The 15,658-nt window shown below is 68.3% G+C and carries 14 protein-coding genes and 1 riboswitch; of the genes, 11 read left to right on the top strand and 3 right to left on the bottom strand.

All coding sequences use genetic code 11. The features are described 5' to 3' along the window. The first annotated feature begins 111 nt into the window (after positions 1–111). The 10 genes from J7E89_RS10050 (at position 112) to J7E89_RS10095 (ending at position 10,131) form a co-directional block, all read left to right on the top strand. Positions 112–720: a CDP-alcohol phosphatidyltransferase family protein gene (locus J7E89_RS10050; protein ID WP_214971425.1), complete on the top strand. Its 609-nt coding sequence runs from the start codon at positions 112–114 to the stop codon at positions 718–720. A 116-nt stretch (positions 721–836) separates the two neighbouring features. Beyond that, complete coding sequence (locus J7E89_RS10055) at positions 837–3,332, top strand: mannose-1-phosphate guanyltransferase (RefSeq protein ID WP_214971428.1); 2,496 nt, start codon at positions 837–839, stop codon at positions 3,330–3,332. Between the two features lie 98 nt (positions 3,333–3,430). Further along, positions 3,431–4,351, top strand: coding sequence for a DUF881 domain-containing protein (locus J7E89_RS10060; RefSeq protein ID WP_374196804.1), 921 nt, complete (start codon positions 3,431–3,433; stop codon positions 4,349–4,351). Then, positions 4,348–4,680: a small basic family protein gene (locus J7E89_RS10065; RefSeq protein ID WP_023543062.1), complete on the top strand. Its 333-nt coding sequence runs from the start codon at positions 4,348–4,350 to the stop codon at positions 4,678–4,680. Before J7E89_RS10060 ends, J7E89_RS10065 begins: the two co-directional genes overlap by 4 nt. A gap of 5 nt (positions 4,681–4,685) precedes the next feature. Next, the gene (locus J7E89_RS10070; RefSeq protein ID WP_214971433.1) at positions 4,686–5,492 is read left to right on the top strand and encodes a DUF881 domain-containing protein; all 807 of its coding nucleotides are present in this window, start codon (positions 4,686–4,688) and stop codon (positions 5,490–5,492) included. 82 nt (positions 5,493–5,574) lie between these two features. Then, entirely contained in the window at positions 5,575–6,492 is a 918-nt protein-coding gene (locus tag J7E89_RS10075; protein ID WP_214971553.1) for an FHA domain-containing protein, read from the top strand. 17 nt (positions 6,493–6,509) lie between these two features. Next, a complete protein-coding gene (locus tag J7E89_RS10080) occupies positions 6,510–7,253 on the top strand; it encodes a MerR family transcriptional regulator (RefSeq protein WP_214971436.1) in 744 nt (247 codons plus the stop codon). Positions 7,254–7,306: 53 nt separating this feature from the next. Further along, on the top strand, positions 7,307–7,780 hold the full coding sequence (locus J7E89_RS10085) for a bifunctional nuclease family protein (RefSeq protein ID WP_006123076.1): 474 nt from the start codon (positions 7,307–7,309) through the stop codon (positions 7,778–7,780). 176 nt (positions 7,781–7,956) lie between these two features. Next, positions 7,957–8,586, top strand: a complete 630-nt coding sequence (locus tag J7E89_RS10090; protein WP_214971439.1) for a MerR family transcriptional regulator — start codon at positions 7,957–7,959, stop codon at positions 8,584–8,586. A 69-nt stretch (positions 8,587–8,655) separates the two neighbouring features. Next, positions 8,656–10,131, top strand: a complete 1,476-nt coding sequence (locus tag J7E89_RS10095) for a DNA polymerase IV (protein ID WP_214971442.1) — start codon at positions 8,656–8,658, stop codon at positions 10,129–10,131. 550 nt (positions 10,132–10,681) lie between these two features. On the opposite strand, the gene J7E89_RS10100 is transcribed toward J7E89_RS10095, so the two are convergent. Then, the gene (locus tag J7E89_RS10100; protein ID WP_214971445.1) at positions 10,682–11,053 is read right to left on the bottom strand and encodes a PRC-barrel domain-containing protein; all 372 of its coding nucleotides are present in this window, start codon (positions 11,051–11,053) and stop codon (positions 10,682–10,684) included. Between the two features lie 114 nt (positions 11,054–11,167). Further along, a riboswitch (glycine riboswitch) is annotated at positions 11,168–11,264 on the top strand. Positions 11,265–11,467: 203 nt separating this feature from the next. On the opposite strand from J7E89_RS10100, the gene gcvP reads away from it, so the two are divergent. Next, positions 11,468–14,353, top strand: a complete 2,886-nt coding sequence (gcvP, locus tag J7E89_RS10105; protein ID WP_214971447.1) for an aminomethyl-transferring glycine dehydrogenase — start codon at positions 11,468–11,470, stop codon at positions 14,351–14,353. Positions 14,354–14,467: 114 nt separating this feature from the next. Here gcvP and J7E89_RS10110 read toward each other — a convergent pair whose 3' ends face one another. Next, complete coding sequence (locus J7E89_RS10110; protein ID WP_285439223.1) at positions 14,468–14,665, bottom strand: DUF5999 family protein; 198 nt, start codon at positions 14,663–14,665, stop codon at positions 14,468–14,470. Between the two features lie 358 nt (positions 14,666–15,023). Continuing rightward, positions 15,024–15,629, bottom strand: a complete 606-nt coding sequence (locus tag J7E89_RS10115) for a hypothetical protein (protein ID WP_214971453.1) — start codon at positions 15,627–15,629, stop codon at positions 15,024–15,026. Positions 15,630–15,658 lie beyond the last annotated feature (29 nt).

The following is a 15,658-nucleotide window of genomic DNA, read 5'->3' on the forward strand; positions in this document are numbered from 1 at the left end:
GTGCGGGGCTTTTCTGCGTTCTGGGGGTGGCCGTACCCCTGTGTGCCCGGCCGCAGTGGCTGAGGGTAGGGTCAGGGGCATCATTGGCACGTTCTCTCAGGAGGCCCCCGGGTGGAGGTCCAGGAGACCCGCGTTCAGACGGACCGGGTGCTCACCATCCCGAACATCCTCAGCATGGCTCGCCTCGCCGGCGTGCCTTTGTTTCTGTGGCTGATTCTCCTGCCCGTGTTCGGTGGGCCCAAGAGCGACGGCTGGGCATTGCTGGTGTTGATGCTGAGCGGCATCAGTGACTATCTCGACGGAAAGCTCGCCCGTCGCTGGAACCAGATCAGCAAGCTCGGGCGACTGCTCGACCCTGCGGCTGACCGGCTGTACATCCTTTCCACCTTGCTCGGCCTCACCTGGCGCGAGATTCTGCCGCTGTGGCTCGCAGCTGCCCTTTTGGCCCGTGAGCTCATGCTCCTGGTGATGGTCGGCATCCTTCGCAGGTACGGCTATCCGCCGCCGCAGGTGAACTTCCTGGGGAAGGCCGCCACCTTCAACCTCATGTACGCCTTCCCGTTGCTGCTTCTCAGTGACGGAACCGGGTGGCTGCCGTCACTGGCTGCTATTTTCGGATGGGCGTTCGCCGGATGGGGTACAACTCTGTATTGGTGGGCAGGAATCCTCTACGTGGTCCAGGTCCGCCGGCTCGTGAAGGCGGAGACCGCGGCCGATTGAGCCTGCCGATTGCGGTGCTGTCCGGCGCCCGATTGTCTGCGCATGATGCCTCTCGGGCGGACCCGGACGGGCGAAGTCGGCTAGACCGTAGTCTCTTCGAGGAGGACTTTTCCGACATGAAGGCCGTCGTGATGGCTGGTGGTGAAGGCACCCGCCTTCGCCCCATGACCTCGAGCATGCCCAAGCCGCTCCTGCCGGTTGCCAATCGGCCGATCATGGAGCATGTGCTACGGCTGCTCAAGCGGCATGGGCTCAATGAAACCGTCGTAACCGTGCAGTTTCTGGCCTCGCTCGTCAAGAACTACTTCGGTGACGGCGAAGAGCTCGGTATGGAGCTCACCTATGCCAATGAGGAGAAGCCACTCGGCACTGCCGGCAGTGTGAAGAATGCCGAAGAAGCATTGAAGGACGATGCCTTCCTCGTCATTTCTGGCGATGCCCTCACCGACTTCGACCTCACTGATCTGATCAGATTCCACAAGGAGAAGGGCGCGCTGGTCACGGTGTGCCTGACCCGGGTGCCGAACCCTCTGGAGTTCGGCATCACGATTGTGGATGAAGCAGGAAAGGTCGAACGGTTCCTGGAGAAGCCCACTTGGGGGCAGGTCTTCTCGGACACTGTTAATACGGGCATCTATGTCATGGAGCCCGAGGTGTTCGACTATGTGGAGGCGGACGTCTCCGTCGACTGGTCCGGTGATGTCTTTCCTCAGTTGATGAAGGAAGGCAAGCCGATCTACGGCTATATCGCCGAGGGCTACTGGGAGGACGTCGGCACGCACGAGAGTTACGTCAAGGCGCAGGCCGACGTGCTCGAGGGCAAGGTCGACGTGGATCTCGACGGTTTCGAGATCTCTCCCGGTGTGTGGGTGGCCGAAGGCGCCGAGGTGCATCCGGACGCGGTGCTGCGCGGGCCGCTCTACATCGGTGATTACGCCAAGGTCGAGGCCGGCGTCGAGCTGCGTGAGCACACGGTCGTGGGCTCCAATGTCGTGGTCAAGAGCGGGGCGTTCCTCCATCGCGCCGTCGTGCATGACAACGTCTACATCGGCCAGCACAGCAACCTGCGCGGCTGTGTCATCGGCAAGAACACCGACATCATGCGGGCCGCGCGGATCGAGGACGGCGCCGTCATCGGGGACGAGTGCCTCGTCGGTGAGGAATCGATTGTTCAGGGCAATGTGCGGGTCTACCCGTTCAAGACCATCGAGGCCGGCGCCTTCGTCAATACCTCGGTGATCTGGGAGTCCCGGGGCCAGGCGCATCTCTTCGGTGCGCGTGGTGTCTCCGGGATTCTGAACGTGGAGATCACTCCGGAGCTGGTGGTGCGCCTGGCGGGCGCCTATGCCACGACGCTCAAGAAGGGTGCGACGGTCACCACCGCGCGTGACCACTCGCGTGGTGCGCGTGCGCTGAAGCGGGCGGTGATCTCGGCGCTGCAGACGAGCGCCATCGACGTACGCGACCTGGAGAACGTACCGCTGCCTGTGGCACGTCAGCAGACGGCGCGGGGCAGTGCCGGCGGCATCATGATCCGGACCACTCCGGGTGTGCCGGACTCCGTCGACATCATGTTCTTCGACGAGCGGGGCGCGGATCTGTCGCAGGCCGGGCAGCGGAAGCTGGACCGGGTGTTCGCGCGGCAGGAGTACCGGCGGGCCTTCCCCGGTGAGATCGGTGACCTGCACTTTCCGGCCAGTGTCTTCGACTCGTACACCGGGTCGCTGCTGCGGAACCTCGACGTAACGGGTATCGCCGACTCGGGGCTCAAGGTTGTCGTCGACGCTTCCAACGGAAGCGCCGGTCTTGTTCTGCCCAGCCTTCTCGGGCGGCTCGGGGTCGACGCGCTGACCATCAATCCAGGGCTGGACGAGTCCAGGCCTACCGAGACGAGCGATTCGCGCCGCTCCGGTCTTGTTCGGCTCGGTGAGATCGTCGCTTCGGCCCGGGCAGCCTTCGGGGTGCGGTTCGACCCGGTGGGTGAGCGGTTGTCGCTCGTCGACGAGCGTGGGCGCATCATCGAGGACGACCGGGCGCTGCTGGTGATGCTCGACCTTGTCGCCGCTGAGCGCCGCAGTGGGCGGGTCGCGCTGCCGGTGACGACTACCAGGATCGCCGAGCAGGTCGCGGCGTACCACGGAACGCAGGTGGAATGGACGACCACCTCGCCGGACGATCTGACACGGGTCGGCCGTGAGGAGTCCACCATCTTCGGTGGTGACGGGCGCGGCGGCTTCATCATTCCGGAGTTCAGCAGTGTCTTCGACGGCGCGGCGGCCTTCGTGCGGCTGATCGGGCTGGTGGCCAGGACGCAGCTCACGCTGAGCCAGATCGACGCGCGGATACCGCGAGCCCATGTGCTGCGACGTGATCTGGCCACGCCGTGGGCTGTGAAGGGTCTCGTCATGCGCCGCGTGGTCGAGGCCGCCGGAGAGCGGTTCGTGGACACGACCGACGGGGTGCGGGTGGTTGAGGCGGACGGGCGATGGGTGATGGTGTTGCCCGACCCCGCGGAGGCTGTCACTCATTTGTGGGCCGAAGGGCCCGATGACGATTCGGCCCAGGCGCTGCTCGACGAGTGGTCCGCGGTCGTGGACAGCGCAGGTCACTGACCGTGTGACCGGTGTGCCGGACGGGGTGTGACGCCGCCGTCCGGCACACCGGTGGGGCCATTCGGTGGTAGCTGCCGCGACGTGCGACGATGTGCGGCATGTCGCAGCAGTCGCCTGATCGGAGCACCTCTCCGCCACCCCGGCGCCCCGACGCGTCCATGTCGCTGCTGACCAATGTGATGGACCACAGCCTCGACGACGGTTACGCGGAGGCGACCGCCCGCAGGAAGGCCGACGGCACCGAAGGCATGCCGCGCTCGCTGCGCGCGAAGCTCGGACTGGCGGCCGGCCTTGTGCTTGCCGCGCTCGTCGTCACCGTCGGTGCGGCGCAGGCGCGGATAGAGGCGCCGGTGATCGCCAAGGAGCGCGAAGAGCTCATCAACCGGGTTGAGGCGGAGACCGCGGCGGCGGACGAGATCGAGCAGAACGTCGACAAGCTCCGGGCCGAGGTGGGAGAGCGCCAGCGCAGGGCGCTGGAGAAGCATGGTGGGGACCAGGGCGGGCTGGTGGCTCTGCTGTCCGGTGCCACGGCGGTTCAGGGGCCGGGTGTGAAGCTCGTCGTCGACGACGCCAAGGACAGCGACGAGGGTGGCGGCGGGCCTCGGGAGAGCACCAGCTTCTCCGACACGGGCCGGCTGCGGGACCGGGACATGCAGCGGATCGTCAACGGGCTGTGGTCCTCGGGCGCCGAGGCTGTGGCCATCAATGGCCAGCGGCTGACGTCCCTGTCGGCGATCCGTGCCGCCGGCGACGCCATACTGGTCGACAACAGGCCGCTGGTGCCCCCGTATACGGTGCTGGCGGTGGGGCCGGGGGAGCGGCTGAGTACCAGATTCCAGGACAGTGCCGATGGCCAGTACCTGCGTGTGCTGCAGGAGAGCTACGGCATCCGGAGGAGCATTTCCGTTCAGGACATCGTCCGGCTTCCCGCCGCGCCGAGTCTGATCGTACGTACAGCAGAGCCGCTGGTCGCGGGGGCCGGGCAGGCCGCGGCCAAATCAGGGAAGGGCACATCGTGATCGCCGTACTGGGCCTCGTCGTGGGAGTCGTGGTCGGACTGTTGGTCCGGCCCGAAGTTCCGGCGGTGGTCGAGCCGTATCTGCCGATTGCCGTGGTCGCGGCGCTCGACGCGGTCTTCGGTGGGCTGAGGGCCATGCTCGACGGGATCTTTGTCGACAAGGTCTTTGTGGTGTCGTTCCTGTCGAATGTCGTGGTGGCGGCCCTGATCGTGTTCCTGGGTGACAAGTTGGGCGTCGGCGCGCAGCTGTCCACGGGTGTGGTCGTGGTGTTCGGCATCCGGATCTTCTCCAACGCGGCGGCGATTCGCCGTCACGTGTTCCGGGCGTGAGGCAGATGAGTACAGAAGACAACCCGCAGCGAGACAGCCCGCAGCGCGACGAAGAGGTACCGCAGACTCAGGAGTGGCCGGCTCAGCGGCCCGCGACGGGGCGTCAGCGGTTGATCGCGGCGCTCTGGCCGCCGCGTGTCACTCGGGCGCAGCTGATCGTGGCGCTGCTGTTGTTCGTGCTGGGCCTCGGACTCGCCATTCAGGTCAGGTCGAACATCGACGACAGTTCGCTGCGCGGAGCGCGCCAGGAGGACCTGGTGCGCATCCTCGACGAGCTGGACGACCGTACGCAGCGGCTCGAGGACGAGAAGCAGAAGCTCGACGATCAGAAGACAGAGCTGGAAAACAGCTCGGACCAGGCCGAAGAGGCGCGAAAGCAGACCCTGGAGAAGGAGCGTCAGCTCGGTGTACTGGCCGGCACGGTGGCGGCGCAAGGGCCCGGCATCACGTTGACGATCACGGACCCGCACTCCACGGTCGAGGCCGACATGCTGCTGGACGCGATCCAGGAACTGCGTGCGGCGGGTGCTGAAGCGATCCAGATCAATGACGTCAGGGTCGTCGCGGACACGTACTTCCTGAACAGCGGCGGCGGCATCGAGGTGGACGGGCGGAAGGTCACCGCGCCGTACCGCTTCGAGGTGATCGGCAAGCCGGAGGACTTGGAGCCCGCGCTCAATATCCCTGGCGGGGTTGTCCAGACCCTGGAGGAGGAGCGGGCGGTCGCTACGGTTGTCCGCTCCCAGAAGATCGTTGTGGATGCCTTGCGACCGGCGAAGCAGCCTGACTACGCTCAGTCGTCATCGCAGTGAGGCGGGGGCGCATGGGGGCACGGGGACAAGGGCATGAGGTTGCGGGGGGTCGGCGCACCGAAGGCATGGTGCGTGGTGGAAACTGTTTGATGGATACGGACGTTGTGAAGATGTCCGGTTCGGCAGGTGTGTTCATTCAGGGTTCGTCCTGCCCCACGGGCGGGTCTGTTTCAGTCAAGGGGAATCGCCCGTGAAGTTGTTTGCGAAGTTGTTCGGCAAGAGTGCACGCGAGGACGGTGCGAACAGCACTGCGCGCCACCGTGCTCCGCGCGGTGGAGAGGCTGACGAGCAGGGTGGCGAGCGCCCGCTCTTCCGGGACGAGGTCTCTGGTCCGGGCGGCGACATTTCGGGTGGACCGGGCGCGTCGTCTGTTGACCCCGCTGGTCCCGGCCGCATAGGTTTCGGGGAATCGTCAGCCTCAAGTGCCCCCCAGGGGCAGCCGCGGCAGGAGGATCCGTCCATGTCGGCCTTGCCGGTTTGTACGAGGTGCGGGCACCGCAATGCCGAGGCCAGTCGTTTCTGTTCCAACTGCGGAGCGCCGCTGCGGGCCGGAGCGGCCGCCGAGCGTCCCTCGGAGACGACGTCCACGATCTCCATCTCCGGGCTCGAGGCGTACGAGGCTGAGGCGACGGGACAGACCGCCGCTCCGTCGCTCTCGCCGGAGGCCCAGGCGGCCGTCGATGCCCTTCCGCTCGGTGCGGCGCTCCTGGTGGTGCGCCGCGGTCCGAACTCGGGCAGCCGCTTCCTCCTGGACGGCGAGCTCACCACGGCCGGCAGGCACCCGCAGAGCGACATCTTCCTCGACGACGTGACTGTCTCGCGGCGGCATGTGGAGTTCCGCCGGGGTGCGGATGGCGGATTCACCGTCTCGGATGTCGGCAGCCTCAATGGCACCTACGTCAACCGGGAGCGGATCGACTCGGTCCCGCTGTCGAACGGCGACGAGGTGCAGATCGGTAAGTACCGGCTGGTCTTCTACGCGAGCCAGCGGGCCATCTGACCCGTACGGGAAGGTCCATGCAGCGAACACCGACGGGCGGTGCCGGAAACGGCACCGCCACCGCGGGCGACCGGCTGGTGAGTATTGGCACCGTGCTGAACCTGCTGCGTGACGAGTTCCCCGAGGTCACCATCTCCAAGATTCGTTTTCTGGAGACCGAGGGACTCGTCGAACCGCAACGGACGCCCTCCGGCTACCGTAAATTCAGTCCCGACCATGTCGAGCGGCTGGCCCAGGTGCTGCGTATGCAGCGCGATCACTACCTTCCGCTCAAGGTCATTCGTGAGCACCTCGACGCGCTGGAGCGCGGTGAGCAGGTGCGGCTTCCGGTTGCCGGTGGGCCCGGCGAGCCGCACGACAACGCTCCCGGGGGCGGGGCCGACAGGCCGACCGCCGCCCGGATCGGACGGGACGAGCTTCTGGCGGCCGCCGAGGTCGGCGAGGAGGAGCTCGAGGTCTGGGAGTCGTACGGCTTGATCTCGCCCCTGCCGGGTGGCGGTTACGACGCCGAAGTCGTCACGGTGGCCAAGCTTGTCGCGGATTTTGGCCGGTTCGGTCTGGAGCCGCGGCATTTGCGAGCCGTGAAAGCGGCGGCGGATCGTGAGGCCGGCCTGGTCGAACAGGTGGTCGCGCCGCTGCGCCGACACCGGAATCCGCAGACCAGAGCCCATGCGGAGGCCACCGCCAAGGAGCTCGCGGAGCTGTCCGTCAGGCTCCATTCGGCCCTCATTCAGACAGCCCTCGGCGTGCGGCTGCAGTGAGCTTGGGGGAGCCCGACTACCCAAACCTGCCAGGCACGTCCTAGGGTTGCTGTGTGAACGAGCTCGACGTCGTAGGTGTCCGGGTAGAAATGCCCTCGAACCAACCGATCGTGCTCCTGCGTGAAGTGGGAGGCGATCGGTACCTCCCCATCTGGATCGGGCCGGGGGAGGCGACCGCGATTGCCTTCGCCCAGCAGGGGATGGCTCCTGCCAGGCCGCTGACCCACGACCTCTTCAAGGATGTACTGGAAGCGGTCGGCCAGGAGCTCACCGAAGTCCGCATCACCGACCTGCGGGAAGGGGTCTTCTACGCCGAGCTGGTCTTTGCCAGCGGAGTCGAAGTGAGTGCGAGGCCTTCGGACGCCATAGCGCTTGCCCTGCGCACCGGAACGCCGATCTACGGCAGTGACGGCGTGCTGGACGACGCGGGGATCGCGATTCCTGACGAACAGGAGGACGAGGTGGAGAAGTTCCGCGAGTTCCTCGACCAGATCTCTCCCGAGGACTTCGGGACCAACAGCCAGTGAGCCGCACACGCCGCGCACCAGGGGCTGTCCGCGCATTCGAGTAGCCTTTCCCCGAAGTGGGGCACGGGAAACCACTCTCAGGGTGATTATCACTCGGCGTGCCGAGTGTGGCGATCGTTGACGCACCCCGGGTGACTGCCTACCGTCGACAGGGCAGGTCAAGGACGGAGGTCGGCGTGAGAAGCAGCGGCGACGGTACGGTGGCGGGCGGGCCGTATCCGCTTCACGGAAGTGCGGTCGACCCTCTGGTGGGGCGGCAGGGCATGACGTCGGCCATGGGCGGGGCGACAGCGGCCGATATCACCGAGAGCACCGAGAGCATCGGTTACCGGGGGCCGACCGCGTGTGCGGCGGCGGGGATCACGTACCGGCAGCTCGACTACTGGGCGCGTACGGGGCTGGTGGAGCCGAGCGTGCGGCCCGCTTACGGGTCCGGCACCCAGCGTCTTTACAGCTTCCGCGATGTCGTCGTCCTCAAGATCGTCAAACGTTTCCTGGACACCGGTGTCGCGCTGCAGAACATTCGCGCCGCCGTCCAGCACTTGCGGGCGCGGGGATTCCAGGATCTTGAGCGGATGACGCTCATGAGCGACGGGGCGACGGTCTACGAGTGCTCTTCGCCCGACGAGGTCGTCGAGCTGCTCCAGGGCGGGCAGGGCGTCTTCGGGATCGCCGTGGGTGTGGTGTGGCGGGACGTGGAGAGCGCGCTGTCCCAGCTGCACGGCGAGCGCGTCGATACGGGCGAGACGCTGGTCGGGCACAACCCCACCGATGAGCTCGCACGGCGCCGTAACAAGGCCGGCTGAGCGGGCGGTCCTGCCTTTTGACGCGCTGGTGGCCGCCGATTGTCAGTGCCGTACGGCAGCATCGGTGGTGTGAGATCCGCGCCGACCATCCTGCATCTGGACATGGACGCCTTCTTCGCTGCCGCGGAGCAGGCAGCGAAGCCGAGCCTGCGCGGAAAGCCGGTGGTGGTCGGCGGCATCGGGACCCGCGGGGTCGTGGCCACCGCGTCGTACGAAGCCAGGCGCTTCGGGGTGCATTCCGCGATGCCGGTGGCGCAGGCGCGCAGGCTGTGCCCGAACGCGGCCAATCTGATGCCGCGCTTCGCTCTCTACCGGTCGGTGAGCGAGCAGGTCATGGAACTGCTTGGGCGGCTTTCCCCGCTGGTGGAGCCGCTGAGCCTGGATGAGGCCTTCGTCGACCTCGAGGCGGGCGGGGTGGCCGACGACTCGGCCTCGGCCCGCCGGGCGGGAGAGCTGCTGCGTGCCGACATCAGGGCCGTTACGGGGCTCACAGGGTCTGTGGGGCTGGCGGGCTCCAAGATGCTTGCGAAGATCGCGTCTGAGCAGGCCAAGCCGGACGGGCTGGTGCTCATTGAGCCGGGGGCGGAGCGGGAGCTGCTGGGGCCGATGCCGGTGCGCATTCTGCCCGGCGTCGGGCCGGCCACTGGCGAGCATCTTCGGCGGGCGGGGATGACGACCGTCGCCGACCTGGCGGAAGCGGGCGAGGACGAGCTTGTACGGCTGCTGGGGAAGGCGCACGGGGTCTCGCTGTACCGAATGGCCGTCGGGCACGACGAACGGCCCGTAGTGGCCGAACGGGACGCGAAATCGGTGTCGGTCGAGGACACCTTCGAGGTCGATCTGCACGACCGGGTCCGGGTCAGGAATGAGGTGGTGCGGCTTTCGGACCGGTGTGTGCAGCGGTTGCGGGCGGCCGGGCGGTCCGGGAGGACCGTGGTGCTGAAGGTGCGCAGGTACGACTTCTCGACGCTGACGCGGTCGGAGACGCTGCGTGGGCCGACGGACGATCCGACGGTGGTGCGGGAGGCTGCGGGGCGGCTGCTGGAGTCGGTGGACACCACGGGTGGTGTGCGGTTGCTGGGCGTGGGGGTCACCGGGCTTACCGACTTCACGCAGGAGGACCTTTTTGCGCAGGCGGCCGCCGGTGAGCGGGCGGTGGCCGACGCGGAGGTGGAGGCGGAGGCGGCGGAGCCGGGTGGCCGTGGGGAGGCGGTGGTGCCGGTGGTGCCGGTGCCCGAGCTGCCGGCGGAGCGGCGCTGGCTGGCCGGGCAGGACGTGCGGCACGCCGAGTACGGAGCGGGGTGGGTGCAGGGCAGTGGCGTCGGGCGGGTGACGGTGCGGTTCGAGGAGCCGACGTCGCCGCCGGGGCGGGTGCGGACCTTCAAGGTGGACGATCCGGATCTGGTGGCGTCGGAGCCGCTGCCGTTGGTGGGGGTGCCGGGGCCGGGGCCGGGGCCGGTGCCGGTGAGCGGGGATGAGGGGGGAGCGGCTCCGGCCACCCCGGAGTCCCTGTCGGGGGCGGGGGAGCAGATGCCGCGCCTTTGAGGGGGCACGAGTCGTCGTGGCCCGGGCCTTGGCGAGCCGGTTCTTTCCCCCACCCCGACCCTTCCCGAAACTGGGGGCGAGCCCCCAGGCCCCCGGCGCCCTTCGGGCGGGTCCTCAAGCGCCGGACGGGCTGGATACGGGGCAAGAGGGGGACGGCGGTTGGGCCTGAGGCCCCGGACATCTTGCCGGCGGCTCCTCCAGCGCCTGACGGGCTGGATACGGGGAAGGGTGGCGGTTGGGCCTGCTGCCCCGGGCATCCTGTCGGCGGTCCTCCAGCGCCGGATGGGGTGGGTGCGGGGAAGGGTGGAGGTTGGGGCCTGCAGCCCGGGACGCCCTGTGGGTGGGTGCCAAAGCGCCGGACGGGTTGGATATGGGGGAAGGGGGGCGGCTGAGTATGCGGTCCCGGACATCCTGTCGGCGGGTCCTCCAGCGCCGGACTGGGAGGGTGCGGGAAGGGTGGTGGTTGAAGCTTGCGGCTTCCGGCGCCCTGGGGGCGGTCCTCCACCTCCGGAGGGGCTGCGTAAGGGGAGGGGGGATGCGGCTCTTGGGGTCAGCTTGTGGTTGGGTCTTCGCCTGCCAGGTGGCCGAAGTCTCGGTCGGGGGCTGGCGAGGCGACGTCCAGGCCGTAGTGGTGGTAGAGCTGGAGTTCCTGCTCGGGGGAGAGGTGGCGGCCGACGCCGAAGTCCGGGGCGTCCCGGATCAGGGCGCGGTCGTAGGGGACGCGGAGGGAGTCGTCGACGACCTTGCTGGGCTCCAGAGGGACGAAGGCGTCACGGCTGAACAGGCCGGTGCGTACCGCCGCCCATTCGGGGACTCCCGTGGCGTCGTCGAGGTAGACCTCGTCCACTGTTCCGATCTTGGTTCCATTGCGGTCGTATGCCTTGCGGCCGATCAGGCTGCGCGGATCGATGTCGGTCTGCACGGTCCCTCCAACTGATCGCAGCTGGTTCGTAAACCCTACGAAAGGGCACATCTGTGGACTCGGCCACTCGAGGGATCCAAGACGGGGCTCGCTGGTACGCTGGCCAGTGGCTGCTGACCCCGTGCGGGAGAGTCTCCGGTGAATATGCCGGAGGCGCCGAAGGAGCAAATCCTCCCCGGAATCTCTCAGGCCCCCGTACCGCACGGACGAGGTCACTCTGGAAAGCAGGGCGGGTTCCGTACGGAGCCCTTCCTCACCGACGGTGAAAGCCGGAACGACCCTCGACGTCAGCGACGTCACGCGCGCGGTCTTCCGGTGAAGCTCTCAGGTTGAGATGACAGAGGGGGAGGCCGTCCGGGTACCCGTGTCGTGGTGCCCCTCGCAGGTCGTGTCAGACCAGGAGGCCTTCCGCAGATGACCGCAAACCGCATTCCGCTTTCACAGCTTGAGCGTGGCATCCCCTTCGAGCAGCGCCACATCGGGCCCGATGCCGAAGCTCAGGCCAAGATGCTCGCCCAGGTCGGTTACGGCTCGCTCGACGAGCTGACCGCGGCCGCGGTGCCGGACGTCATCAAGAGCGCCGAGGCGCTCGGGCTGCCCGACGCGCGTACCGAGGCCGAGGTGCTGGCCGAGCTGCGCACGCTCGCCGACCGCAACCAGGTGCTGGCCCCGATGATCGGGCTCGGTTACTACGGCACCTTCACGCCGCCGGTGATCCTGCGCAACGTCATGGAGAACCCGGCCTGGTACACGGCTTACACGCCCTATCAGCCGGAGATTTCGCAGGGTCGGCTGGAAGCGCTTCTCAACTTCCAGACGATGGTGGCCGACCTGACCGGTCTGCCGACCTCCGGTGCCTCGCTGCTGGACGAGGGCACCGCCGCTGCCGAGGCCATGGCCCTTTCGCGCCGCGTCGGCAAGGTCAAGAACGGTGTCTTCCTGATCGACTCCGACACGCTGCCGCAGACCGTGGCCGTCATTCAGACGCGTGCGGAGCCGACCGGTGTCGATGTTGTTGTTGCTGATTTGGCGGAAGGGATTCCCGCCGAGGTCGCCGAGCGTGGTGTCTTTGGTGTGCTGCTCCAGTACCCGGGTGCTTCGGGCGCTGTTCGGGATATCAAGCCTGTCGTGGAGCAGGCGCATGCGCTTGGGGCTGTCGTCACCGTTGCCGCTGATCTGCTGGCGCTGACGCTGCTGACCTCGCCCGGCGAGCTCGGCGCGGACATCGCGGTGGGTACCACCCAGCGATTCGGTGTGCCGATGGGCTTCGGCGGTCCGCACGCCGGGTTCATGGCCGTACGGGAGAAGTTCGCGCGCAGCCTTCCCGGGCGGCTCGTCGGTGTCTCCGTCGACGCCGACGGGAACAAGGCGTACCGGCTGGCGCTCCAGACGCGTGAGCAGCACATCCGCCGGGAGAAGGCCACCAGCAATATCTGTACGGCTCAGGTTCTGCTTGCTGTCATGGCCGGCATGTACGCCGTCTACCACGGCCCGGACGGGCTGCGCGGCATCGCGCAGCGCACGCACCGGTACGCCACGCTGCTCGCCGAGGGCCTGCGCGCCGGTGGGGTCGAGGTCGTGCACGGTTCGTACTTCGACACGCTGACCGCGCGCGTGCCGGGCAAGGCCGCTGATGTGGTCGCCGCTGCCCGTGAGGGCGGGGTCAACCTGCGGCTGGTTGATGCCGATTCTGTTTCCGTCGCGTGTGACGAGACCACGGGGCGGGCGCAGATCGCCGCCGTTTGGGCGGCCTTCGGGGTCGACGCCGATATTGAGGCGCTTGATGCGAAGGTGGGCGACGTGCTGCCCGAGGGGCTGCTGCGGAGTGACGAGGTGCTTACGCACCCCGTCTTCCACCAGCACCGTTCCGAGACCGCGATGCTGCGTTACCTGCGCAAGCTCGCCGACCGCGACTACGCCCTCGACCGCGGCATGATCCCGCTCGGCTCCTGCACCATGAAGCTGAACGCGACCACCGAGATGGAGCCGGTCACCTGGCCGGAGTTCGGGGCGGTCCACCCCTTCGCGCCGGTCGAGCAGGCGCAGGGGTACCTGACGCTCATCCACGAGCTGGAGGAGCGGCTGGCCGAGGTCACCGGGTACGACGCGGTGTCGATCCAGCCGAATGCCGGTTCGCAGGGCGAGCTCGCGGGCCTGCTGGCGGTACGGGCGTACCACCGCGCCAATGGCGACGACCAGCGCACGGTGTGCCTGATCCCGTCGTCCGCGCACGGGACGAACGCGGCGAGCGCCGTCATGGCCGGCATGAAGGTCGTCGTCGTCAAGACCCGCGAGGACGGCGAGGTCGACGTCGAGGACCTGCACGCCAAGATCAAGCAGTACCGCGACGAGCTGTCGGTGCTGATGATCACGTACCCGTCCACGCACGGGGTGTTCGAGGAGCACGTCGCCGACATCTGCGCGACGGTCCATGAGGCCGGCGGTCAGGTGTACGTCGACGGTGCCAACCTCAACGCGCTGGTCGGGCTGGCCAAGCCGGGCAAGTTCGGCGGGGACGTGTCCCACCTGAACCTGCACAAGACGTTCTGCATCCCGCACGGCGGCGGCGGCCCCGGCGTCGGACCCGTCGGCGTACGGGCTCACCTGGCGCCGTACCTGCCGAACCACCCGCTCCAGCCGACGGCCGGCCCTGAGACCGGCGTGGGGCCTATCTCGGCCGCTCCGTGGGGCTCGGCGGGCGTTCTGCCGATCTCGTGGGCGTACGTCCGTCTGATGGGCGCCGAGGGGCTCAAGCGCGCCACCCAGGTCGCCGTGCTGGCGGCGAACTACATCGCCAAGCGCCTGGAGCCGCACTACCCCGTGCTCTACACCGGTCCGAACGGGCTGGTGGCGCACGAGGCGATTGTCGACCTGCGGCCGCTGTCGAAGGCGACGGGCGTCAGCGTGGACGACATCGCCAAGCGCCTCATCGACTACGGCTTCCACGCGCCGACCATGTCGTTCCCGGTGGCCGGCACGCTGATGATCGAGCCGACCGAGAGCGAGGACCTGGCCGAGATCGACCGGTTCTGCGACACGATGATCGCGATTCGGGGGGAGATCGAGAAGGTCGCGGCCGGCGAGTGGCCCGCGGACGACAACCCGCTGTGCAACGCGCCGCACACGGCGGCCGCGCTGGGCGGCGCGTGGGAGCACGCGTACAGCCGTGAGGAAGCGGTCTTCCCGGCCGGGGTCGGGGCCGCTGACAAGTACTGGCCGCCGGTGCGCCGGATCGACGGTGCGTTCGGTGACCGTAACCTCGTCTGCTCGTGCCCGCCGCTGGACGAGTACGACAACTGACGGACAGGCGCGGCACACGCGCGGGACGCTGACATGCGTCGGGACCGGTTCGGAGGATTCCTCCGGGCCGGCCCCTCGTCGTAGCGGCGTGCAGCTGTCGCGCGTACCGGCCGGCTAGGCAGCCTTGACCACGTCAAGTGGACGGTGCGGAGCGATGATCTGGCCGTCCGGCAGTAGCTCGCCGGTGTCCTCGAAGACGAGAACTCCGTTGCACAGCAGGCTCCAGCCCTGTTCCGGGTGGTGCGCCACAAGAAGGGCGGCTTCCCGGTCGGCGGATTCGGCAGTCGGGCAGGCTGGCTGGTGCTGGCACATGGAAGGGTTCTTTCGCTGCGTTGTGGTGAGTGTCCTGCGGCTCGATGCGGTGTTCATGGCCGCCCCCCGTATCAGTCGGTCCGGTCCCAGTGTTGCCCCACGGGCGTCGATCCGCAGGGATTTCGCGGCAGCTCTCCTTACTGATTAATGACGCGTCACTCGTGCGGACGGTTCAGCTCAACCGGGAGGCCTCTTCGGGTGGTTCGGGGTGGCCGATACGGGCTAGTCCGGATGGGGGGTGCTGGGTGCGGGTGCGGGTGCGGGTGAGGGCGTCGGACGAGGGCGGCACTGTGCCCCGTGGCCGGAGCGGGCACGGGGCACAGTGGATGCGAAGGCGCCCGGGAACGGGCTGGTGTCGTCAGGCGGGCTGGCTGAGGAGCGGGACGGTGGCGGCAGGTGGTGTGAGCCGGTGGGTGAGCAGTGGCAGTAGATCGGCGGCCCGGTGCGGGCGGTGTGAGGCGATGCCCGGCGGCGCGGGCGCCAGCGGTACGAGCAGGTCCGTCGGGAGCGGCATAGCCTCGGAGGCGTCGGCGCCGGCTTCCGGGCCGTCGTGCAGCCACAGCGTGAGCATGTAGAGCTCCGGTACGGACAGCAGGCGTGGCTGGTAGCGCCCGGTCATCGCCTCGGCCTGGCGCAGCGCGAGCATGCTGGAGGCGATGTACGGGCCCTCGCAGAAATGGGAGAAGGCCCAGCCGTCGGGAGTGAGCATGGTGTCGGCGGCGGCCACCGTACGGTCGCCGCTGCGGATCAGGAACCGCCAGCCGGTCAGCCGGGTGCGCGGCGGCCTGCCTGACGGGATGATCCCGTCCAGTACGTGGACGGGGAGCGGCAACTCGGGGCTGAGGGGTCCCACAGCCGTACGGAGGGCCGGGGGACGGGCCTCGCGGACGGCGGTGGGGGAACCGAGTGCCGCGAGGACGCTGCGCAGGGCGGGCGCGGGAGCCGGGGGGACAAGCAGCGGCATGGTGGGTCGCCTCTCACTTGGGAGACACG

It is taken from the genome of Streptomyces sp. ISL-100 (assembly GCF_018614615.1).
Classification (GTDB): Bacteria; Actinomycetota; Actinomycetes; order Streptomycetales; family Streptomycetaceae; genus Streptomyces.